This window comes from Telluria sp. LT2P80 (genome assembly GCF_059685955.1).
The window spans coordinates 37,946-60,488 of record NZ_JCASIO010000013.1 but is presented as its reverse complement, the minus strand read 5'-3'; the positions used below and the strand labels follow the sequence as shown (position 1 = coordinate 60,488).

Sequence of the window (22,543 nt, the reverse complement as noted above, 5' to 3'; positions counted from 1 at the left end):
GCCTGTGCAACGGTGGCGTGCCTCCGCATGACGCCACGCCGCATCTCCATTTTCCTCCGTAAGGTCCAGCCCCATGCCCGCAGCCCAGCCCATTGCCTTGTTCGTGAACGACGACATGAACTGGCTCGCCGGTGGGGGCGAGATGGGCGAACTGATCCGCAGTATGGACTGGTCGACGACGCCGCTCGGACCGCTGTCCGGCTGGCCGCAGAGCCTGCGCACATCGGTCAGCCTGTGCCTGTCGTCGACGTTCCCGATCCTGGTCTGCTGGGGCCCGGACGACATCCAGATCTACAACGACGCCTACCGCCCGATCTGCGGCGACCTGCATCCCGCAGCCATGGGCGCGCCATTCAAGGTGGTCTGGGCCTCGGCCCTGCCGGTCGTGGGCGAGGCCTTCGAACTTGCGCACCAGGGCTCCGGTGCGTACATCCGCGACCAGCAGATGTTCCTCGACCGCAGTGGCTATCTCGAAGAAGCCAATATGACGTTCTCGTTCTCGCCAATCCGCGACGAGTCGGGCGCGATCGGCGGGATATTCCACCCGATTACCGAAACCACGGTCCAGGTGCTCAGTGCGCGCCGCAGCAAGGGCTTGCGTGACCTGACCGCGAGCCTGGCGGGCGTGCGCTCGATCGATGACATCGGCACGCAGCTGGCCAGCTACTGCGCGCAGATGACGGCCGACGTGCCGTTCGTGCTGTTCTACCAGATCGATCCCCAGACCGGCACGCTGGCGCTGCGTGGCAACGCCGGCCTGGCGGCGGGCAACCCATTGGCGCCGCTGACAGCTGCCTTCGATGACAGCATCTGGCCATTTGCCCGCAGCAGCAGTTCGCATTCGGTTGAACAGGCCGACGACGTTGCCGCGCGCCTGGGGAGTGTCGCTTGCGGACCCTACGAGGACGCGCCGCGCTCGGCGCTGGTCCTGCCCATGACCTTGCCCGGCCAGCAGGAGCTGTTCGGCTTTGTCGTGGCCGGGGTCAGCGTGCGCCGCGCGCTCGATGCCGACTACCGCAACTTTTATGCATTGCTCGGGGCGGCCGTCAATACCGCCGTGGGCAATGTGATTGCCTACGAGCAGGAACAGCGCCGCGCCGAAGAACTGGCCCAGATCGACCGCGCCAAGACGGCGTTCTTCTCGAACGTCTCGCATGAATTTCGCACGCCGCTGACGCTGATTCTCGGCCCGCTCGACGATGCGCTGGCCGATGCGCCCGAGTCGATGAATGCGATCCAGCGCCAGCGCGTCGAGCTCACCCACCGCAACTCGCTGCGCCTGCTCAAGCTGGTCAATTCGCTGCTCGACTTTTCGCGCATCGAGGCCGGCCGCGTGCAGGCCAGCTACGTTCCGGTCGATCTCACGCGCCTGACGGTCGATCTTGCCGGCGTGTTCGAGTCGGCCATGGCCAAGGGCGGCCTGCGCTATGACGTCGTGCTGGAGGAACTCGGCCAGCCGGTTTTCGTCGACCGCGACATGTGGGAAAAGATCGTCTTCAACCTGCTGTCGAACGCCTTCAAGTTCACGCTGCACGGTGGCGTCACGGTGACGCTGCGTGAACATGCCGGCATGGCGCGCCTGTCGGTGCAGGACACCGGCACCGGCATTCCCGAGCATGAACTGCCGCGCATGTTCGAACGCTTCCACCGCATCGAAGGCGCGCCGGGCCGCACCTACGAAGGCACCGGCATCGGCCTGGCGCTGATCCAGGAGCTGGTGCGCCTGCATGGCGGGACGATCGCAGTCTCGAGCACCTTCGGCGAAGGCACCCGGTTCGACGTCGATCTGCCGTTCGGCGATGCACACCTGCCGGCGGATCGCATCGTGCAGGCGCCGGAGACGATGGCCGACCGCCAGCGCATGGGCGCGGCGTTCGTCGAAGAAGCACTGCGCTGGCTGCCCGACACGCAGGAAGGAGCAGCGCCGGCGCCGGAGCCGACGCCGGATATGGACATGGACACAAGCGCGCCCGCGCAGCCTGAAGCGCGCCCGCGCATCCTGGTTGCCGATGACAACAACGACATGCGCGCCTACCTGAAATCGCTGCTCGAACCGCATGCCGACGTGCGCGCGGTGGCCGATGGCCAGGCAGCGTACGAGATGGCGCTGCTGGACCCGCCCGACCTGGTGGTGTCGGACGTGATGATGCCGCGCCTGGACGGTTTCGGCCTGATCGCGAAGGTGCGCGCCAGCGAACTGCTGCGTCATCTGCCGGTCATGCTGCTGTCGGCGCGCGCGGGCGAAGAAGCCAAGGTCGAAGGCTTGCAGGCCGGCGCCGACGACTACCTGGTCAAGCCGTTTTCAGCCAACGAGCTGCTGGCGCGCATCGGCACCCAGGTGGCGCTGGGACGCGAGCGGCGCCAGAACGCACGCGATGCGCAGGCGCGCGAAGCGCATGTGCGGGCGCTGATCGACGCTTCGCCCGCGATGCTCTGGACCACTGACAACGACAGCCTGTGCACCTATCTGAGCCGGCGCTGGTACGACTACACGGGCCGCACGCCCGAGCAGGACCTGGGCATGGGCTGGCTCGAGAACGTGCACCCCGATGACGCCGCGCGTTCGGGCGAGATCTTCCTGGCCGCCAGTGCGGCCCGCCAGCCGTTCTCGTTCGATTACCGCCTGCGCGGCCATGACGGCAGCTACCGCTGGTTCATCGACGCCGGCCTGCCGCGCGTGAATGCCGCCGGGGAGCCGGACGGGTATGTCGGCACCGTGATCGACGTCCATGCGCGCAAGCTGTTGCAGGAGCGCTTCGAGCGCGTGTCCGAGGCGGGCGATATCGGCGTCTGGTATGCCGACGTGCCGTTCACGCATTTCCAGATCAATGCCGAGATGGCGCTGCACTTCGGCGTCGACATGGGCCGCGCCGCGTCGGTGAGCGAACTGCTGGCGGCGGTGGAGCCGGAAGACCGCGAGCGGCTGGCCGAGAGCGTCGAGCACGCGGTGCGCGCCGGCGCGCCGCTGGACCTCGAGTTCCGCACCCGTGTTGCCGCAGCGGACGGCGGCGATGGCACGCCGCGCTGGTTGCGCGCCATCGGCTGGTGTGGCCTGGACAAGAACGGCCAGCCCGAACGCTTCGACGGCGTCACGCTCGATATCGACAGCCAGAAGCACGCCGAGCAGGAACTGCACCGCCTGGCGCGCGAACTGGGCGCAAAGAACCGGGCGCAGAGCGACTTCCTGTTTACGCTCGCGCACGAACTGCGCAATCCGCTGGCCCCGATCCGCTCGGGCCTGGAGCTGATGCGCATCGGCGCGGCCAGCGGCGACGTGCAGGCCATCATGCGGCGCCAGGTCGATCACATGGTGCACCTGGTCGATGATCTGCTCGACATGGCGCGCCTGGCCGAAGGCAAGGTCACGCTGCGCTGCGAGCGTGTGCTGCTGGCCGACGCGGTGCGCGAAGCCGTCGACATGAGCATGCCGCTGGTCGAGCGCGGCCGCCACGCGCTGGCCGTGCATCTGCCCGATGGGCACGTGGGCCTGCACGCCGACCGCCATCGCGTGGCCCAGATCCTGAGCAACCTGCTCAACAACGCGGCCAAGTACACGCCACCGGGCGGTGCGCTGGAAATCCGCGCGCAGATCGAGGGCGACGACGTGGCCATCTCGGTACTGGACAACGGCATCGGCATCGCCGCCGATGCGCTCGAGGGCGTGTTCGACATGTATGCGCAGGCCCACGCGGGCGCCGAGATGGCGCAGGGCGGCCTGGGTGTTGGCCTGAACCTCGTGCAGCGCCTCGTGAAGCTGCATGGCGGCCGCGTGGCTGCTACCAGCGCCGGGGTCGGGCAGGGCAGCCAGTTCACGGTCTGGCTGCCGCTGCCGGCCGACAGCGCGACGCCGCCTGTCGCTGCGGCCGGCACTGTGCTGCAGGCAGCGCAGACCGACCCGGGCATGCTGCGTATCCTGGTGGTGGACGACAATGTCGATGCGGCCCAGACGCTGCAGGCCCTGCTGGAGATGAACGGGCACGCGGTGACGGCCGTGCATGATGGCGCCTCGGCGCTGCTGCAGGCGGCGGCGCTGTTGCCGCAAGTGGTGTTTCTCGATATCGGGCTGCCCGACATGACCGGCTACGACGCGGCCGAAGCGATGCGGCGCATCGCCGGCATGGAGACATCGACGCTGATCGCGCTCACGGGCTGGGGTGCGGAGCAGGACCGGAAGCGCTCGAGCCAGGCAGGGTTCGATCACCATCTGACCAAGCCAGCCGATTTTTTGATTGTGGAGCAACTGATCCGCGACGTGGCGGAGCGTACGCCGGCATCTGGTCCGACAACGTCACAAAACAAACAGCCCGGCTGAAAAGCCGGGCTGCGATGGTGCGCCGAACTCGCCCTGATCTGCAGGGCGCTGTCCGGCTGGTGACCGCGATTACTTGCCGGTCGTGCCGGTTGGCGGCGTGGTGGTGCTGGTTGGATCGGTGGTCTGTGGGCTGGTGGCGCCTTCTGCGGTGCCGGTCATCCCCGTGGTGCCGGTGGCGCCAGTCGTGCCCATGGTGCCAGCTGCGCCCGACGTGTCGGTCGTGGTGCCGGTGGTGCCGGCAGCAGCGCCCGTGCCCATGTCGCCCGTACCGGTGGTGCCGGTGCCCGTTGCGCCAGTGCCGGTGTCACCCATGGTGCCAGTGGCGCCCGAAGTGCCGCTTGGCATAGTGGCCGAGGTGTCGGCTGGAACGGTCGTGGTGGTCGCTGCTTCGTCTTTCTTGCATGCGCCCAGCAGGGTTGCCAGCACGGCGGCGGTCAGCAGAATTTTTGGTGCCTTGGTCATTGCATTCATTTTTTACTCCTCGATTGACGTCTATTTGTGTGCCGCAGATCCCGGACTGCTTGTTGGGACATTGCGGCGCCAGATCGGTTCCACTGTGACGCGATGGTCGCTGGTGAAACGTTGAGGGTACCGACGCAATACGCGGCCCCAGTGCGTACTTCAGTGAATCTGTTTCGACTTCAATGCATCTGTGCCAATTAGACCGCAAGCCCGACAGCTGGTTCGTTAGATACCGCACACTCACGGGAATCGGTAACATTATTTACACACTTCGTGTGACCGCCGGTGTTCTAGGAGCCCAGGTGAACATCGCCCGCCACGGACATCGGATCGTTCACTGTTGCCTTGTCTTTCTGGCCAAGCTGTTCCAGTAAAACCGGTACCTCGGCGGCAAGTTCCCGGGCCAGATAACCGAGCGTTCCCAGGCGCTCTGCAAGCCGGTCGCCGGCGCGTGCATGCAGCGCGACGCCCCAGCAGGCCGCCTGCGCTTCGGTCGCGCCGCGCGCCAGCAGGCCGCCGATGATGCCCGCGAGGACGTCGCCCGAGCCCGAACTGGCCAGTCCGATATTGCCGGCGCCTTCGTGCTGCCACAGCGTGCCATCCGGCGCGGCGATCACGGTGCGCGCGCCCTTGAGTGCGATGACGGCGTTCCAGTCGCGCGCCGCGGCCAGGGCCGGCCCATCGGGCAGGCCGGCGATGCAATCCTTGTCGATGCCCGTCAGGTGCGCCATTTCGCCGCAGTGCGGCGTCATGATCACGGGACGCTCGAAGCGCATCGGCTTGCCCGCGGGCCAGTGCTCTGGTGGATGAAGCCGGACGTCCATGGCACAGGCGTCGAGCACCAGCCCGACGTCCGCTTCAACCAGGCGGGGCAGCAGTGCATGCACCAGGCGCGCCGTGCTCGCTTCGTCGCGCATGCCGGGACCGATCAGTACTGCATTCACGCGATCGGCCAGCGGATCGAGGCTGGCCACCGCATCGAGGCTGAAGCCATCGGTATCGTGCTCGGTCAGGCCAATCACACGCGCCTCGGGCATCGCCAGCGCGACCAGCTGGGCGACACTGGCGCCGGTCGCGATCGTGAGTTTGCCGGCCCCGGCGCGCAGCGCGGCCGTCGCGGCCAGGATGATGGCGCCCGGCATCTCGCGCGAGCCGCCGATGATCAGGATGTGGCCGCGCATTTCCTTGTCGCCTCCGGTGCCCGGCTGCGGCAGCGGCCAGGCGGCCAGCATGGCGGCATCGACATCGTGTACCTGGTTCTTGTCCATGGCGGATGACCTTACGCGTTGGGGGCGGATGCGACGTCCTTGGCCACGGTGACCGGTGTGCCGGTCTCCTCCAGCGGCGCGACGAAATTGACCAATCGCAGCGCCAGATCGCCGCGCTTGCCGGCCTCGGGATCGAATTCGTACGATGTGACGGAACAGTTCGGGACATCGCCGTTGCGATCGAACTCGAGGATCTGCGCTTCGGTGAGATGCTCGAACAGGTAGCGGAAGCAATTGACCGTGACCTGGTGCGCGACGATCAGCACGCGCTCGCCGGCAAATTCCCGTTCCAGCGTATCCATGACACTGCGCAGGCGCAGGATGACGTCGCACCAGCTTTCGCCGCCGGGAGGGCGGAAATAGAACTTGCCAACGTGATGGCGCTGCTCGTACAGGTCGGGGAAGTCGTGCGCGATACCGTGCGTCGTCAGGCGGTCAAGGACGCCAAATTCCTTTTCGCGCAGGCGCTCGTCTTCGCGCACGCACAGGCCGTCGCGGTCGAGGTGGCGCATCACGAGGTTGGCCGTTTCGGTGGCGCGCACGTACGGCGAATGCAGCACGACGGTCGGGCGCTGCGCTGCGGGGAGCGATGCGAACCAGGCGCCGAGGGCGTCGGACTGGCGCTCGCCAAGGTCGGACAATGGCACGTCGACGTCGCGCTCGGCGATGTCGATGCGGTGTCCTGCTGCTGCTTCAGCCAGGTCGCGGGCGACGTTGCCGGCGCTTTGTCCGTGCCGCACGACCCAAATTTCTTGTGGCCATTTTTGTTCCATGAAGTCCGCCAAAAAGTTATCTTGGCGTCATCATAGAAGGTTTCACGACGGCCTCAGCGCACGATTGTTCCGTGCACGGAAACCGTCAGGCGGCGTCAGACGGCCCGCGCCTCGCTGTCCAGGTTAATGTCGGCATCGTCGTCAAACACCCGCATGTCGGTCTGTCCCATGACCCGGCTGGTCACGGTGCCGGCAGCGATCGAGCCGCTGACATTCAGCGCCGTGCGGCCCATGTCGATCAGCGGTTCGACCGAAATCAACAGACCAGCGAGCGCCACCGGCAGGTCCATCGCCGACAGCACGATCAGCGCCGCGAACGTGGCGCCGCCGCCGACACCGGCCACGCCGATCGAGCCGAAGGCGATGATCGCCAGCAGCGGCAGCAGGAACGCGGCCGTGAACGGATCGACGCCCACCGTCGGCGCGATCATCACCGCCAGCATGGCCGGGTAGATGCCGGCGCAGCCGTTCTGGCCGATCGTGGCGCCAAACGACGCGGCAAAGTTGGCCGTGCCCTCCGGCGTGCCCAGGCGCGCGGTCTGCGTGGCCACGCTCATCGGGATCGAGCCCGCGCTGGTGCGCGAGGTGAACGCGAAGACCAGCACCGGGAAGATCTTCTTGACGTAGCGCCATGGCTTCAGGCCGGCCGCTGCGACCATCGCCAGGTGGACGCAGAACATCAGCGCCAGCGCGGCGTACGAGGCGACCACGAAGTTGAGCAGGCCAAGAATGTCCTGCCAGCTCGAGCTCGACACGACCTTGGCCATCAGCGCGAACACGCCGTACGGGGTCAGGCGCAGCACGAGCGTGACCATGCGCATCACGATCACGTGCGCCACGTGCACGAAACTGCTGAACGACGTGAAGACTTCCGGCTTCTTGCCGGCGATGCCGGTGGCCGAGACGCCGATGAAGATCGCGAACACCACCACGGCGATGGTCGAGGTCTTGCGCGCGCCGGTCATGTCGAGGAACGGGTTGGCCGGGATGAAGGACAGGAGCAGCGACGGCAGCGACAGTTCCTTGGCCGCAGCCAGGTTGCCCTGCATGTATTCGCCGCGCGCGACTTCGGCGGCGGTGGAGGTCAGGCCGACCGCCGTCAGGCCGAACAGCTTGGCCATCAGGATGCCGATCGAGGCCGCCACGATGGTCGTGATGAGCAGGATGCCGATCGTGAGCGTGCTGATCTTGCCGAGCGAGGAGGCATCGCGCAGCTTCAGGATCGCCTGGATGATCGAGACCATGATCAATGGAATGATGATCATCTGCAGCAGCTGGACATAGCCGCTGCCGATCACGTTCAGCCATTCATTGGTGGCCTTGATTTCCGGCCCACCCACGTCATACATCACCTGCAGCGCGGCGCCGAGCACGACGCCAAGGCCAAGGCCGGCGAACACGCGCTTGGTGAACGAGACGTGATTGGCCTGCAACCGGTACAGGAAAACGCAGACAGCCAGGGCAATGGCCAGGTTGAGCAGGACGGGAAGTGTCATGGGGGCTTCGTTGGGACGGCGTGGACAATCATGTCATTTTATCGACAAAGTTGCCTGTTCACAGTGCGCTTGTCATTTTTGCCAAGGTGCAGCCTGGACCGGCGGCCAGCGGGTTGTTGCGGACCAGCGACGCCTGTCCCGTGTTGTATAGGGAACCCGTCAATCTCGCGTTCAATACTTCCCATGGATAAGGATAAGTTTCTATAATCCAATAAAGCACCAACTTATTCCTCCTTACGTCAGCCTAGCGAACATGTTCAAACATCTCAGCATCAAGTCGCGCCTCATTTTCGTCATCGCGTTTCTCGCGGTCGAACTTATTGCCGGCGCCGTCATCGGCATCTACAACCTCGGCACAGCCAACGCTGAGCTCAAGCAGATGTACGATCGCCGCCTGGTCGGATTGAGCCAGGCCGGGGAGGTCACGCAGCTGATCACGGCAAACCAGCTGACCGTGGCCAAGGCGGTCACTATGGAAGATGCCGCCCAGCGCAGCGCTGCAATGGACACCGTCCAAGCGACGAGCGCCACCATCAACAAGCTGTGGGGCCAGTTCACGCAAATCCCGATGAGCGAGAAGGAGCGGGCGCTGGTCGCGGAGATCGCCGCGGCGCGCAAGGCGTTCCTCGATGGCGGCCTGTTGCCGGCAGTGGCCGCGATCCGCGCCAATGACAATGCGCAGGCGATCCAGCTGCTGAACGGGCCGATGACGCAGCTTTACGCATCGCTCAATACGCTGGGCATCCGGCTGATCGACGAGCAGCAGGCTGCGGCGCTGGCCGAATACCGGGCCTCACAGGCGACCTTTGAACTGGTGCGCGCGGTGTGCCTGGCCGGCCTGGCCTTTGGCCTCATCATGGCCGCGCTGGTCGGGTATCTGCTGGTGCGCGCGATCGTGCGTCCGATCGAGCAGGCCGTGAAGATCGCCGGCGCCGTCGCCCAGGGCGACCTGACCCAGACCATCGAGGTCACGTCGACTGACGAAACCGGCCGTCTGCTGCAGGCGCTCAAGGACATGAACGAATCGCTCGTGCGCATTGTCGGCCAGGTCCGCACCGGTACCGACAATATCGCCACCGCCTCAAGCGAAATTGCTGCTGGCAATCTGGATCTGTCGTCGCGCACCGAGCAGCAGGCCGGCTCGCTGGAAGAAACCGCCTCGTCGATGGAAGAACTGACGTCGACCGTCAAGCAGAACGCCGACAATGCGCGCCAGGCCAATGCACTGGCCACGTCGGCATCGGAAGTAGCGGGCAAGGGCGGCGCCGTGGTGGCGCAGGTGGTGCAGACGATGGGCGCGATCAATACGTCGGCCACCCGCATCGTCGACATCATCGCCGTGATCGACGGCATCGCGTTCCAGACCAATATCCTGGCCCTGAACGCGGCCGTCGAGGCGGCGCGCGCCGGCGAGCAGGGCCGCGGCTTTGCCGTCGTGGCGGGCGAGGTGCGTAGCCTGGCGCAGCGCAGCGCAGCGGCGGCCAAGGAAATCAAGGTGCTGATCGACGATTCGGTCGAGAAGGTGCACCACGGCTCGGAACTGGTGGACCGCGCCGGTACGACGATGGCCGAAATCGTGCAAAGCGTGAACCGCGTGACCGACATCATGTCCGAGATCACCGCGGCCAGCCAGGAACAGACGGCCGGCATCGAGCAGATCAACGGCGCCGTGGCGCAGATGGATCAGGTGACGACGCAAAATGCGGCGCTCGTCGAACAGGCGTCGGCAGCGGCGACGTCGCTGCAGGAAGAAGCGGCCAAGCTGGCGCAGACCGTGGGGGCGTTCAAGCTTGCTACGCCGGCAGGCGTGCGCGCAGTCGTGGCCAAGCCGCGCGTGGTTACCAGTGCGCCGAAGATGGTGGCCAACGCGGCGCCGAAGCCGGTGGAGAAGGCGCCTGCGAAGTTGCCTGCGAAGTTGTCTACGAAGGCGCCGGTAAAACCGGTCGTGACAAAAGCCCGCACCGATGCCGCGCCAGTCGCGAAGCCGGTGAAGCCAGCGAAGGCAGCGAACGCAGAGACCGCCAACGCCAGCGCCGGCGACGGCTGGGAAGAGTTCTGACGCAGTCCGGGGTTGGCGGCCCGGCCGCCAATCCTACCGTACCGTGCGCAAGGTGCGCAGCCCCGCCGCCAGCAGCAGCAAGGCCAGCATGGCCAGCGCCAGCAACTGCCCTGGCGCCAGCGTCCCCTTCATCGCGCTACCGTCATACACGGGCAGTTTCGCCGCATCGCTTGGTGTGAACGGCCGCTCCCCGAACAGGTACGGATAGAAGAACTGCCGCAGCTGCGTGTGATACGCCCCGATCCGGTCGTGGTACGCCAGTTGCGACGCCAGGTCGGTATCGGCCAGCCGGTGCAGCAGCACCTGCACGTTCACCGACGCCAGCAGCAGCCCGGCGCGCGCGGTCCAGTCTTCGCGCGCCACCATGCTGGCGCGGTACTGCGCCACGCTTGGCGCCACCGCGTCGTCGCCCGCCTGGTGCATCGCGTAATACCACTTCCAGTGGAAGCGCCCGGTGACCGGCGCCGTGTCCTTCCATTCGGGATGCGTGCGGAAGAATTTCTCGAACGTCTCCGTCTTGGGCACGTCCCACGCCGAGTGCACGGCCTGGCGCTGCGCCAGCGCCAGCTCGACCCCCTTCGACACCGGCGACAGGCGCGCGATGCCGGCATCGGCCAGTGTCGGCAGGATCATCGTCAGTCCCACCAGGCCCGCCAGCAGGATCGCGGCGCTGCCGGCCGACGTGCGCGCACGCGCTGCCACCCAGGCCGCGAGGCCAAACCAGAACGCCAGGTACAGCGTCGCGACCAGCGCAATCTGGCCGAAGCCCGTCACGCCGGCGCCGGCGATGAACGCGCCCACGGCCAGTGGCAGCAGCGCAGCGAGCCATAGCAATCCATAGCGCAGGCCGACGCGGCGGCGCCAGGTATCGGCCGCGCCTTTGGGCAGGGACGCCAGCAGGCGCAGGCGGCCGGCTTCGCGTTCGCTCGAGACGAGATCATGCATCAGCGCGATGACGAACAGCGGCGTCAGGTACACCAGCACGAACGCAAAATCGAAGCGCCCCGGCATGGCCAGCTCGGGATTGATCGACTCGGATTCATACAGCTGCGACTGCAACCCGAGAATCCGCACGCGCAGCGCCGACGGCTGCAGATCGCGCCCGCCGATGGCGGCAAACGCCAGTGGCGACGGCGGATTGACGGTCAGGTGCGGCAGGTAGTAGCCGACCGCGCCGGCTTCGGCGCTCCCGGTTTTGCTGACAGCGCGTAACTGCGTAGCCAGGATGGCCGCATGGTCATGTGCGTGGCTTGCGGCGATGCGCTCAAGCGTGGCGCGCTGCTGGTTCACGGCGTGCAGGCCGGTCCAGACCGACAGCGCGGACAGCAGCGCCAGCAGCACGACGGCGCCGACAGCCAGGCGCGAGTGCGCGATCTGGCGCAGTTCAAGAAAGTACGTTTTCATGCCGGATTCCTTTCCAGGCGTTTGGCGATCCAGCCGCCGATGGCGAACAACGCCAGCAGCCAGCCGCCCAGCAGGGCAAACGCGGGCCAGGCATGGCGCGCGGCGACCTCGGCGAACAGTGCGGGGGCGTAGCCGAAGCGCGGCGTGTCTTCCCAGTGGTGCTTGTCGATGCGCTCGTCGCCGGCGCCGGTGGGCGTGACGACGTTGACGTGCAGGCCGTTGAGCCGCTGGACGAAGGCGTAGCGGTAGCGTTCACCTTCGAGCAGGAAGCGCGCATGGCTGTCGAGGTTGGTGCCGGACAGCGCGGTCGACATGCGGCGCAGCGCGATCAGCGGACTGGCCACGCTGGCCGAATGGACGATCGCGCTTTCCGCAGTTTGACGTGCGTAATCGGCGCGCATGAATTCATCGAACAGGGCGCTCGTCATGCGCTCGCCCTCGGCCATCAACAGGCCGCTGTAGTTGACCGGCAGGTCTTCCACGCGCGTCACGCCGTAGTGTTGCAGCGTGCGCGCCCGGAACGCATTGAAGTACGGGTCGTCCGGATTGTGGCTGTCGCCGATCGCGGCCAGGCGCTCGTGGATGGCGACCTCGGTTTCGATGCGGCTCGGGCGACCCACGTCGCCAGCCGCCACATCGGGCATCACGCGCGGCAGCAGGATCGCCGTGACGATCCAGCCGGCCACCAGCGCCAGCAGCGCATCGCGCGCCCGGGGCAGCGACGCCGATACCAGCACGGCCGCCACGACCCACACCAGCAGGTACAGCGCGTACCCGGCCAATAGCGCGATCGCCTCGGCCGCGACGGCCGGGTGCACGACGGCGATCGCCACCAGCGCGATGAAGGCCGGCGCACCCAGCAGCAGCGCTACACCGGCGTGGGCCGCGAGCTTGCCAAGCAACAGCGTCGCGCCGCGGACACCCTGCACGATCTGCAGCCGCAATTGGCCGCGCTCGCGTTCGCGCGCGACGCTGCCGAACGCGAGGAACACGATCAGCAGCGGCGTGAGCACCTGCAGCACGAAGGCCGGGGTCAGCTGGCCAAAACGCAGCAGCACCGACGATTGGGCGGCGTCGCTGAAGTTGGCGCTGTTCTGGCGATGACCCTCCAAAAAGAGCGTACTGCCAGTGAACGGATCGACGCCGAAATCGAAGAAGGCGAGGGGGCTGAGTGGCCGGAACACATAGTGGCCGTAATGGACGACACGGTGCGGGTGGCGGTCCGGCTGGTTGGCCCACTGGGCGTCGACCGTGCTCTGGAAGCGCGCCCGTTCGGCGTTCACGGTGCCCACGCGCTCATGACTGACAACGATGGCCACGAGCGTGAGCGCCAGCATCAGGATGCCCGCGGCGACGGCCACCTGGTTGCGCAGCATCGCGCGCCACTCGCCCACGGCAACCGCGGGCAGTGCTTGAAAAACGCTCATGCGGCCTCCGGTCTGGCGGCAGCGTTAGTGGCACCCGCGTAGCGCCGGTACAGGTCGCGCACGTCATAGCGTTCGGCGCCGCTGGCGGCCACTTCGTGGCTGATGTGGCCACGCTCCAGAAAGCCGATGCGGTCCGCCACTTCGGCGGCGCCCAGCAGATCGTGCGTGACCATGAAGATGGCGCTGCCCCGCGCGCGCAAGTCCTGCAGCAGCGTGTTGAATTCGCTGGTCGCTTGGGGATCCAGGCCCGTGGTCGGCTCGTCGAGCAGCAGCAGCGGCACCTGGCGCGCCACGGCGAGCGCAATCGCGACCTTCTGGCGCATGCCTTTCGAGTAGCCGCCCAGGCGACGCGTCCATGCGGCCGGGTCGAGCCGCACTGCGCGCAACGCATCGTCGATGGTGGCGTCGATGGGGTGACTGCCGGCCAGGCGCAGGAAGTAGTCGATGTTTTCGCGGGCGCTCAGGTGTTCGTAGAGGGCGACGTTTTCCGGCACGTAGGCAAGCTGGCCGCGCGCGGCGAGCGGGTCGGCGACGACGTCGATGCCGCACACGCGCACGCTGCCGGCTTGCGGTGCGAGAAAGCCGAGAAAGGCGTTGAGCGTCGTCGATTTGCCGGCGCCATTGCCGCCCAGCAGGGCATAGATTTCACCGCGCGCAACGCGCAGGTTCAGGTCGCGCAGCACGGTCGTGGCGCCATAGGCGACGGTCACGCCGGTCGCTTCCATGGCAGGAGTGGTCATGGTCATCGTGTTCTTTCAAGGTAAATAAGGTATGCCGGCGCACGCATGCAGCGTGCGCGCCGGATGCAGACGCGCACAGGTGCCGCGACCGCAAACGGGACGGAGATGACTCGCGCCGCTACGCCGTCAGGCCACGTTGGTAGCCGCGGCGGCGCACGAGCGGATCAGTGGACGGACTGGTGGCGTGGTGGCGCCTGGGGGGAAGGGATCAGGTACTGGCGCCGGTAGAACGGCGCAGGGCGCGGCAGGCGCGCGAGGAGGTAGACGACCGCCAGGAAGACGGCCAGCAATTGTGGCGACACGGCCGGCAGGTCGGCCGTGGCATGGGCTGCAACCTGGCAGCTGACGCAGTCGGACAACTGCTCGGCCAAGTCATGGTCGTGATACGAGCTGCCGATGAGTTGCAGTGCCAGGATCAGCGCGCACACGCACAGGAGCAACCGGCGCAGGGCCGTGCTGGTGTGCGTAATGCGTAGCGTGTGCAACAGCGACATGCGATCCTGGCTGAACGGGTGACGGCGCAGTATAGCCCGGCCGTAACGGCGCGGGCAAGGCGCAATGCGGGGCGTAATGCGGGGCGAAATGCGGCGGCTTACTCGAACGCCACCAGCAACGTGGCCAGGCCGATGCAGACGACCGCGACCACGCCGATGCGCTGGCGCAGGCGGCGGCTGCTCGAGACGATGTCTTGCGCAATATGACGGCGCGGCTTCTTCGGATTGCTGCGGTCGACGGCGGTCGCCGTATGGATCGGCGTGCGGTGACGCTGGACTTGTTCGGTGTGCATTGATGGCTCCAGTTGCAGGCCCCGGCGGTGCACGGTCAGTACTGTGCTTCTGCTTGTGTTTGAGGCAATAAACAATCCTAGCATGCACGCATTGGGTTGTGGAAGGCCACGTTGTCAACCGTGCGCGCGTACGGACAGCCAGCTTGCCCGGCCTGCAGGACCGTCCAAAAAGAGGCGCTGCGCAATCGTAGTGCGCTCCGCGCGCCATGCTGCGGTGCACCGCAGCAGCGGCCATTCTCACGCTCACTCTGCGCCGGCCACTGGCACGAAGCTTGCGTAATGAGTAATGCGCAACGGAGCGCACGAGGTGAATGCCAACGCTGGCCCCGCCTCCCCGGACAACGACGTCTACCAATGCATGAACACGTTCATGTGGGGTAGCCGTTTTTTTTTGCCTGATCACTTTTTGGGATTTGCAATGGAAAATCAACAGCGTCAAGCGCAGGGCAATTCGTCCACCGGTACGAACGTCGATGGGACGCGCAGGAACATCATCCAGGGTGCCTCGCTGGCAGCGGCCGGTGGCCTGCTGGGGCTGGCCGGGGGCGGGGCATGGGCGGCGGGGTCGGACAAGCCCGAAAAGACCGAGATCAAGATCGGCTTCATTCCACTGACCGATTGCGCATCGGTCGTGATGGCGTCGGTGCTGGGCTTTGACAAGAAATACGGCGTCAAGTTCGTGCTGAGCAAAGAGGCCTCGTGGGCCGGCGTGCGCGACAAGCTCGCCAACGGCGACCTGGACGCCGCCCACGTGCTGTACGGCCTGCTGTACGGCGTGCAGATGGGCATTGGCGGCCAGAAGAAGGACATGGCCGTGCTGATGGGCCTGAACAACAACGGTCAGGCCATCACGCTGTCGAAGCAACTGGCCACCAAGGGCGCGGTCGACGGCGCCTCGCTCGCCAAGCTGATGCGCACCGAAAAACGCGACTACACATTCGCGCAAACGTTCCCGACCGGCACCCACGCGATGTGGCTGTATTACTGGCTCGCCGCCAATGGCATCAATCCGATGAAGGATGCCAAGGTCATCACCGTGCCGCCGCCGCAGATGGTGGCCAATATGCGCATCGGGAACATGGACGGCTTCTGCGTGGGCGAACCGTGGGGCCACCGCGCCATCATGGACGGCATCGGCATCACCGCCACGACGACCCAGGACATCTGGCGCGACCACCCCGAGAAGGTGCTGGGCTCGACGCTGGAATTTGCCAAGGCCAATCCGAACACGTGCCGGGCGATGATGGCCGCCATCCTGGAGGCGGGCAAGTGGATCGATGCGTCGCTGGCCAACAAGAACAAGATGGCTGAAGTGATCGCCGCCAAGTCGTACGTCAACACCAGCAAGGATGCGATCGACCAGCGCATCATGGGCCGCTACCAGAACGGCATGGGCAAGACCTGGGACGACGCGAACCACATGAAGTTCTACAACGACGGCCTGGTCAACTTCCCGTACCTGTCCGACGGCATGTGGTTCATGACGCAGCATCGCCGCTGGGGCCTGCTCAAGAGCGATCCGGATTACCTGGCCGTGGCCACGGCGGTCAATCAGGTCCAGTTGTACAAGGACGCGGCCACGATGACGAAGACGCCGGTCCCGGCGGGCTTGCTGCGCACATCGAAGCTGATGGACGGCACCGTGTGGGATGGCAAGAACCCACAGGCGTACGCCGCGTCGTTCAAGGTCAAGGCTTGACCATCCACCCGTACTGCGAGGAGCCGTCATGAATGCCCTGTTGAAATCCGTTCCCAACGAGCCGGCGCCAGTGCCGGTGGCTGTCAGCGGCCCGGCGCGCGCCGCGCCCCCGCGCAAGCCGGCCGCCGCCGTCGCTGCGCGCCGCGCACAGCCGTTTGCCACGGCAGTCCGGCGTGTGGCGCCGCCGCTGACCGGCATCGCGCTCGTGCTGCTGGTATGGCAAGTGATCGCCGCGCAGAACGAGGCGTTTCCGTCGCCGCTGGTCACGTGGCAGGCGGCGCTCGAACTGTTCGCCGATCCGTTCTACCGCAACAGCCCCAACGACCAGGGCATCGGCTGGAACGTGCTGGCGTCGCTGCAGCGCGTGGCGATCGGCTTCGGCCTGGCGGCGCTGATCGGCATTCCGCTGGGCTTCGTGATCGGGCGCGTGCAATTTGTCAGCCGCATGTTCGGCCCGATCATCAGCCTGCTCAAGCCGGTCTCGCCGCTCGCTTGGCTGCCGATTGGCCTCCTGGTCTTCAAGTCGGCCGACCCGGCGGCGATCTGGTCGATCTTCATCTGCTCGATCTGGCCGATGATCATCAACACGGCCGTCGGCGTGCAGCGCGTGCCGCAGGACTACATGAACGTGGCGCGCGTGCTGAACCTGTCGGAATGGAAGATCCTCACCAAGATCCTGCTGCCATCGGCGCTGCCGTACATCCTGACCGGTGTGCGCCTGGCCATTGGCACTGCATGGCTCGTCATCGTGGCAGCTGAAATGCTGACCGGCGGCGTGGGCATCGGCTTCTGGGTATGGGACGAGTGGAACAACCTGAACGTGGCACACATCATCATCGCCATTGCCATCATCGGCGTGGTCGGCCTGCTGCTCGAACTGGCGCTGGTGTCGCTGGCACGCGCACTGACCCACGAACAAGTGGCTAACTGAAAGGGTTTCGATCATGGACGAACTGCAAAAAAAATTCATCGACATCACCGGTGTCGAGATGGCGTTTCATACCAAGAAGGGCGTGTTCCCGGCGTTGCAGGGGATCGACCTCACGGTCAGCAAGGGCGAATTCATCACACTGATCGGCCACTCGGGGTGTGGCAAGTCGACGCTGCTGAACCTGGTGGCCGGTTTGCTCAAGCCCACTGCTGGGCTGCTGATCTGCGCGGGCCGCGAGATCGGCGGCCCGTCACCGGAGCGCGCGGTCGTGTTCCAGAATCACTCGCTGCTGCCATGGCTGACGTGCTACGAGAACATCCATCTGGGTGTCGAGCGGGTGTTTGGCTCACTTGAAACCCGGGCCCAGTTGCGCGAGCGGACGATGGATGCGCTGGCGCTGGTGGGCCTGACGAGCGCCGAAACCAAGCGGCCGCATGAAATCTCGGGCGGCATGAAGCAGCGCGTCGGCATCGCACGGGCGCTGGCGATGCAGCCGAAGGTCCTGCTGATGGATGAGCCGTTTGGCGCGCTCGACGCGCTCACGCGGGCGCATTTGCAGGATGAGCTGCTCAAGATCGTGGCGGCCACGAAATCCACCGTGGTGATGGTGACGCACGATGTGGACGAGGCAGTGCTGTTGTCCGACCGGATCGTCATGCTGACCAATGGGCCGGCAGCCACGATCGGCGAGATCGTCGCCGTGGAACTCGAGCGGCCGCGCGACCGGGTGGCGCTGGCGCAGGATGCGCGCTATACCGAGCATCGGCGGCAGGTGCTGGAGTTCTTGTACCGCAAGCAGGCGCATCCGGCCGTAGCGGCTTGACACGCGGTAGGGTGGACGGCAGAGCCGTCCACCCTACGGTTCTTCACTGAGCGGCGATGTCTGCTTAAACGGCTTTTTTCTTCTGCACCTGACGCTGCTGCTGCTTGCGCTGCGTCTGGTTGCGGTTCTGCTTGCCTTCGTGGAGCGCGGTGGCGTCCAGCTTGGCTTGCTCGGCGGTGCGCAGCTCTTCCTTGTCGTCGTGTGCGACAAAGTAATCGTTGGCTTGCGCGTCGACCACCAGCTTGATCGCCGCTTCGTCGGTGAGGTCATACATCTCCGTGAGGAGCGTGGTCACCTCGTCGAGAAAATCTTCATAAGTCATGGTGGGATCATCCTAATATGAGCGGAACACAAAAAAGCCAACCCGAAGGTTGGCTTTTCTGCTGAATCTTTGGTAGGCCGTGCGGGATTCGAACCTGCGACCAACGGATTAAAAGTCCGCTGCTCTACCAGCTGAGCTAACGACCCGAAGAAGCAAGATTATAGGGGGCGACACGGGCGCTGTCAAATGCCGCGCCCGGTGTGTGGTGTGCCTTTGCCGTTACTTCAGCGACGCCAGCCGATCGCGCGCAGTCTGCGCGGCGCTCGAATCCGGGTACTTCGCCACCAGCGTCTGGAGCGACTTCTTCGCGTTCTTGTTGTCCTTGAGCAGGGCGTAGCTGCTGGCGATATTGAGCATCGCGTCCGGGACCTTCTGGCTCGTGCCGTAGGTGGTGGTGACGACCTGCTGCGCCGCAATGGCCTTCTTGTAGTCGCCCAGTGCGTAGAAGGTGTTGCCGAGCCAGTATTGCGCGTTCGATGCGTACGGCGACTGCGGGAACTGCCGCACGAATTCCTGCAGCGCGACCGAGGCGCCCTTGTAGTCGCCCGACTGGAACATCGCGGTGGCGGCTTCGTACGCGGTCTTTTCGGTGGGCAGCACTTCGGCGGCCTGGCCGTCGATCACTTCGGCGCGTGGCTCGACCTTTTTCAGGCGCGCGTCGAGGTCGGCGTACAGCTGCTTCTGGCTGTTCTGGGCCTTGGCGACTTCATTGGCCAGCACTTCGATCTGGCCGCGCAGGCGGGCGATTTCCTGCATCGTCTGCTCGTGCTGGTTGAGCATTTCGATCTGCACCGTCTTGTCCGATTTGCTGTCGATGCGTGCGGTCAGGTCGCGCGTGATGTTGTCGACCTTGGTGCGCAGGTCCAGGATGGCCTTGCGCGCTTCTTCGTCGTCGAACGGGCCGGCGACGGCGTGCAGTGGCATCGACAGGGCCAGCACGAGGCATGCGAGGCGGGACTTGGACAGTTTGAGCATAAGCGTTGTGTTCTTTCTACTAAGCCGGTGACTTCGGCGGTTGCTGAGATAAAACAAGGGGCGGGTAGCAGTCTGCACTGCGTCCCGCCCCCTGTCAATCGAACCTGTCCGGCTTGTTCAGCCGAATCGATTATTGATAGACGATGTCTGCGCGGCGGTTCTCAGCCCACGATTCTTCGTTGCTGCCGGTGGCTTTTGGCTTTTCTTCGCCCAGCGACACGGCTTCGATCTGGCCTTCCGACACGCCCAGCGACGCCATCGAACGACGGACGGCTTCAGCACGCTTCTGGCCCAGGGCCAGGTTGTACTCGGTGCCGCCGCGTTCATCGGTATTGCCCTGGATCAGGACTTTACGCGACGTGTTCTTGGTCAGGAACGCCGAGTGGTTCTGGACCACTGGCTGGCCATCAGCGCGCACGACGAAGCTGTCGTAGTCGAAGTAGATGCTGCGCTTGGCCAGAACGCCTTGTGGGTCGTTCAGCGGATCGACGCTGCCGGTCTGGACCGGGTTGATGTCGCGTGGATCAGCAGCTGGCGCTGCCGGGGTTGGCGATTTCTCGACGACCGGGGTTTCGTTCAGCTTGGTTGGCGACGAGCAAGCGGCCAGCAGGGCTGCGGTGGAAACGATGAAAGCTACACTCTTGAAGTTGCGCATGGATTTTCTCCTGTTATGTTGAGGTTTTACTTCTTACTTCATGAAGGGACCCCAGCTGGGCTCCCGAATGTTTCCCGCTTTGGTCGTCAAGCGTTGCTTGACTCGTCCATCCACAGACACCACGGCCAGCGAGGTGCGACCGCCACCCTTGGTTGCATACATGATGTACTTGCCGTTAGGCGAAAAACTCGGTTCGGTGGCCCCATCGGCCAGGCGCAGTTCCTGGCCGCTGGCCAGGTCCATCGCATATAAGGAGTAAGCGCCGCCGCGCTGCGAAATCCAGGCCAGCGTCTTGCCGTCGGACGACACGCGCGGGCTGATGTTGTAGCTGCCATTGAACGTCACACGGGTGGCGTTGCCGCCGGCTGCGCTCATCTTGTAGATTTGCGGGCCACCGCTGCGGTCGCTCGTGAAATAAATGGTCCGGCCGTCGGCCGAGAACTGCGGCTCGGTGTCGATCGCCGGGTTGTTGGTCAGGCGCTTGTGGCCGGTACCGCCCGAATTGACCGAATAGATCTCGGTATTGCCGTCCTTCGACAGGGCCACGGCCAGCGTCGAGCCGTCCGGCGACCACGATGGCGCCGAGTTGTTGCCCTTCTGGTTCGATATCACATTGCGGCGACCCGTCATCAGGTCTTGCAGATAGACGACCGGCTTGCGGTCTTCCATCGAGACGTAGGCGACTTTCGAGCCGTCCGGCGACCACGATGGCGAAATGATCGGTTCCTTGCCCTGGGTGGCGATGACTTCGTTCTCGCCATCGGCATCCGAGACGGCCAGGATATAGCGCTTGGCGCCGCTGTCGGCCTTCACGTAGGCAATGCGGGTCGAGAAGATGCCGCGCACGCCGGTCAGCTTTTCATAGACGTCATCGGCAATGCGGTGCGCCTGCAGGCGCGTGTAGCGGGGCTGCACTTCGCCGCCCATCTGCGAGATTTCGCCGCCCTTGACCGTGTCCATCAGCTTGTAGCGGATGGCAAAACGGCCATCTGGCTGCTTCGACACGCTGCCGACCACGAGCGCGTCGGCGCCGCTGGCCTTGAAGGCGGCCAGGTTGATGCTGCCGGCGTCACGGTCGCTGATGACCTGGCCAGCGTCGATGACCTTGAACACGCCACTGCGCTCGAGGTCGGCGCGGATGACGGCCGAGACCTTATCGGGTGCGACGGATTCGTCAGCGAAGGCCGCAATGGCGACCGGAATCTGGTTGCTGCCGACACCGGCGATTTCGATTTGCAGCTGCGCATTGGCTGCCGATCCCATGGCGAGGGAAGCGCTAAACAGCAGGAAATGGATTTTTTTCATAGTTTCTCTTGTAAACTGGTTCGAACCGAATCAATCGTAATCGCGCATCGAGAAATTCACGTCAAGCGTACGCTCTACCGTCCCGTCCTTCTTTTTGGGCAGTGGCGATGCTTTCTTGATACCATTTTCCACTGCCCTGTCAAATTCTGGCACACCGCTGCTTTTCACCAACCTGACCGACATGATTTCACCGGTCGGCAACTGGTCGACGCGGAACGTGGCGCGTGGATTTCCCGACACATCGGTGTTGCCCGGATAGGCCGTGCTGCTCTTGATCGCCGCCGTGATCGCGGCAATATAACCGCCGTCCGATTTCGGGCCCGTCGACTTGGCGGCGCTGCCGCCGCTGCCCATGGCGCCGGCCATGCGCTTGAGTTCGTCGGCACGCAGCTTCGCGAGCTTGGCGTCTTCGGCAGCGGCCGCTTTGGCTTTGGCGGCGTCCGCCTTCTTCTTCTCGGCCGCCGCCGCGACCTGTTCGGCTTTCTTTTTCTCGTCCGCTTCTTTTTTCTTTTCCGCCGCGGCCAGCGCTGCCGCTTTCTTGTCGGCTTCCTTTTCAGCTTCTTTCTTCTTCTCGTCCGCTTCCTTCTTCGCCAGCAGCTCTTTTTCTTTCTCTTTCTGCTTGCGTTCTGCCTCGTCCTTCTTCTTTTGCTCGGCGAGCTTTTCGTCACGCTCGCGTTTTTCCACGTCGCGCTTCTCGGCCAGCGCCTTCTTCTTGGCTTCCTCGGCCTTGCGTTCCTTTTCGCGCTGCAGCGCGATATCCGGTGCCGGCTTTGGCGCCGGCTCTTCGACCACCGGTGGCGGTGGCGGTGGCGGTGTGCGCACGGGTTCCGGCGTCGGCTCGGGCGCTGGCTCCGGTTCAGGGGTTGGCTCAGGCTCCGGGGTAGGCTCGGGCGGCAGCTCGGGCGCGGCGGCCGTCTGTACCGACATGTCCCATACTTCGGCCTCGACGGTGATCGGCGTCTTGGCCGTCCAGCTCACGCCGATCCACAGAAACGCCAGCAACGCGGCGTGCACGGCCACTGCCAGCAGGAACGATGGCAGGCGGCTCGGTTCTGGCGGCACGTGGTACGGCACGCCGGCGTTGTCTGGCTTTATTTCGGGCATA

The 22,543-nt window shown here is 65.3% G+C and carries 19 protein-coding genes and 1 tRNA gene; 5 read left to right on the top strand and 15 right to left on the bottom strand.

All coding sequences use genetic code 11. The features are described 5' to 3' along the window. The first annotated feature begins 73 nt into the window (after positions 1-73). The gene (locus tag AC56LW_RS22705) at positions 74-4,312 is read left to right on the top strand and encodes an ATP-binding protein (RefSeq protein WP_499637904.1); all 4,239 of its coding nucleotides are present in this window, start codon (positions 74-76) and stop codon (positions 4,310-4,312) included. Between the two features lie 69 nt (positions 4,313-4,381). Here AC56LW_RS22705 and AC56LW_RS22700 read toward each other — a convergent pair whose 3' ends face one another. The 4 genes from AC56LW_RS22700 to AC56LW_RS22685 form a co-directional block, all read right to left on the bottom strand. Then, a complete protein-coding gene (locus tag AC56LW_RS22700) occupies positions 4,382-4,783 on the bottom strand; it encodes a hypothetical protein (RefSeq protein ID WP_332529800.1) in 402 nt (133 codons plus the stop codon). A 281-nt stretch (positions 4,784-5,064) separates the two neighbouring features. Beyond that, on the bottom strand, positions 5,065-6,042 hold the full coding sequence (locus AC56LW_RS22695; RefSeq protein ID WP_499637900.1) for an NAD(P)H-hydrate dehydratase: 978 nt from the start codon (positions 6,040-6,042) through the stop codon (positions 5,065-5,067). A gap of 11 nt (positions 6,043-6,053) precedes the next feature. Beyond that, positions 6,054-6,815: a histidine phosphatase family protein gene (locus AC56LW_RS22690; RefSeq protein WP_499637898.1), complete on the bottom strand. Its 762-nt coding sequence runs from the start codon at positions 6,813-6,815 to the stop codon at positions 6,054-6,056. Between the two features lie 95 nt (positions 6,816-6,910). Next, entirely contained in the window at positions 6,911-8,311 is a 1,401-nt protein-coding gene (locus AC56LW_RS22685) for an L-cystine transporter (RefSeq protein ID WP_499637895.1), read from the bottom strand. Between the two features lie 253 nt (positions 8,312-8,564). On the opposite strand from AC56LW_RS22685, the gene AC56LW_RS22680 reads away from it, so the two are divergent. Continuing rightward, complete coding sequence (locus AC56LW_RS22680; RefSeq protein ID WP_499637893.1) at positions 8,565-10,370, top strand: methyl-accepting chemotaxis protein; 1,806 nt, start codon at positions 8,565-8,567, stop codon at positions 10,368-10,370. 33 nt (positions 10,371-10,403) lie between these two features. Here the strand turns inward: AC56LW_RS22680 and AC56LW_RS22675 are convergent, their stop codons facing one another. The 5 genes from AC56LW_RS22675 to AC56LW_RS22655 all read right to left on the bottom strand — a co-directional run bounded on the left by AC56LW_RS22675 (position 10,404) and on the right by AC56LW_RS22655 (position 14,728). Further along, on the bottom strand, positions 10,404-11,774 hold the full coding sequence (locus AC56LW_RS22675; protein WP_499637890.1) for a DUF3526 domain-containing protein: 1,371 nt from the start codon (positions 11,772-11,774) through the stop codon (positions 10,404-10,406). Then, positions 11,771-13,201 (bottom strand): DUF3526 domain-containing protein, encoded by a 1,431-nt coding sequence (locus AC56LW_RS22670; protein ID WP_499637887.1) that lies wholly within the window; start codon positions 13,199-13,201, stop codon positions 11,771-11,773. Before AC56LW_RS22670 ends, AC56LW_RS22675 begins: the two co-directional genes overlap by 4 nt. Then, complete coding sequence (locus AC56LW_RS22665) at positions 13,198-13,941, bottom strand: ABC transporter ATP-binding protein (protein WP_499637884.1); 744 nt, start codon at positions 13,939-13,941, stop codon at positions 13,198-13,200. The genes AC56LW_RS22670 and AC56LW_RS22665 overlap by 4 nt, the downstream gene beginning before the upstream one ends. A gap of 164 nt (positions 13,942-14,105) precedes the next feature. After that, entirely contained in the window at positions 14,106-14,435 is a 330-nt protein-coding gene (locus AC56LW_RS22660) for a hypothetical protein (RefSeq protein WP_332529808.1), read from the bottom strand. 98 nt (positions 14,436-14,533) lie between these two features. Continuing rightward, positions 14,534-14,728: a hypothetical protein gene (locus AC56LW_RS22655; protein ID WP_332529809.1), complete on the bottom strand. Its 195-nt coding sequence runs from the start codon at positions 14,726-14,728 to the stop codon at positions 14,534-14,536. A 418-nt stretch (positions 14,729-15,146) separates the two neighbouring features. On the opposite strand from AC56LW_RS22655, the gene AC56LW_RS22650 reads away from it, so the two are divergent. Genes AC56LW_RS22650 through AC56LW_RS22640 form a run of 3 tightly spaced genes read left to right on the top strand, consistent with a single transcriptional unit; the run spans position 15,147 to position 18,181 of the window. Then, on the top strand, positions 15,147-16,427 hold the full coding sequence (locus AC56LW_RS22650) for a CmpA/NrtA family ABC transporter substrate-binding protein (RefSeq protein ID WP_332529810.1): 1,281 nt from the start codon (positions 15,147-15,149) through the stop codon (positions 16,425-16,427). 28 nt (positions 16,428-16,455) lie between these two features. Continuing rightward, complete coding sequence (ntrB, locus tag AC56LW_RS22645) at positions 16,456-17,358, top strand: nitrate ABC transporter permease (protein ID WP_499637879.1); 903 nt, start codon at positions 16,456-16,458, stop codon at positions 17,356-17,358. A 13-nt stretch (positions 17,359-17,371) separates the two neighbouring features. Further along, positions 17,372-18,181: an ABC transporter ATP-binding protein gene (locus AC56LW_RS22640; protein ID WP_332529812.1), complete on the top strand. Its 810-nt coding sequence runs from the start codon at positions 17,372-17,374 to the stop codon at positions 18,179-18,181. A gap of 64 nt (positions 18,182-18,245) precedes the next feature. On the opposite strand, the gene AC56LW_RS22635 is transcribed toward AC56LW_RS22640, so the two are convergent. From AC56LW_RS22635 to tolA, 6 genes are all read right to left on the bottom strand, one after another. Then, positions 18,246-18,503: a hypothetical protein gene (locus tag AC56LW_RS22635; protein ID WP_332529813.1), complete on the bottom strand. Its 258-nt coding sequence runs from the start codon at positions 18,501-18,503 to the stop codon at positions 18,246-18,248. Between the two features lie 70 nt (positions 18,504-18,573). Beyond that, positions 18,574-18,649, bottom strand: a tRNA-Lys gene (locus AC56LW_RS22630). A 73-nt stretch (positions 18,650-18,722) separates the two neighbouring features. Then, positions 18,723-19,478: a tol-pal system protein YbgF gene (ybgF, locus tag AC56LW_RS22625; protein ID WP_499637876.1), complete on the bottom strand. Its 756-nt coding sequence runs from the start codon at positions 19,476-19,478 to the stop codon at positions 18,723-18,725. A 130-nt stretch (positions 19,479-19,608) separates the two neighbouring features. Beyond that, positions 19,609-20,133: a peptidoglycan-associated lipoprotein Pal gene (gene pal, locus AC56LW_RS22620; RefSeq protein WP_332529815.1), complete on the bottom strand. Its 525-nt coding sequence runs from the start codon at positions 20,131-20,133 to the stop codon at positions 19,609-19,611. A 33-nt stretch (positions 20,134-20,166) separates the two neighbouring features. Next, on the bottom strand, positions 20,167-21,438 hold the full coding sequence (tolB, locus tag AC56LW_RS22615) for a Tol-Pal system beta propeller repeat protein TolB (RefSeq protein WP_332529816.1): 1,272 nt from the start codon (positions 21,436-21,438) through the stop codon (positions 20,167-20,169). Between the two features lie 30 nt (positions 21,439-21,468). After that, complete coding sequence (tolA, locus tag AC56LW_RS22610) at positions 21,469-22,542, bottom strand: cell envelope integrity protein TolA (RefSeq protein WP_499637873.1); 1,074 nt, start codon at positions 22,540-22,542, stop codon at positions 21,469-21,471. Position 22,543 lies beyond the last annotated feature (1 nt).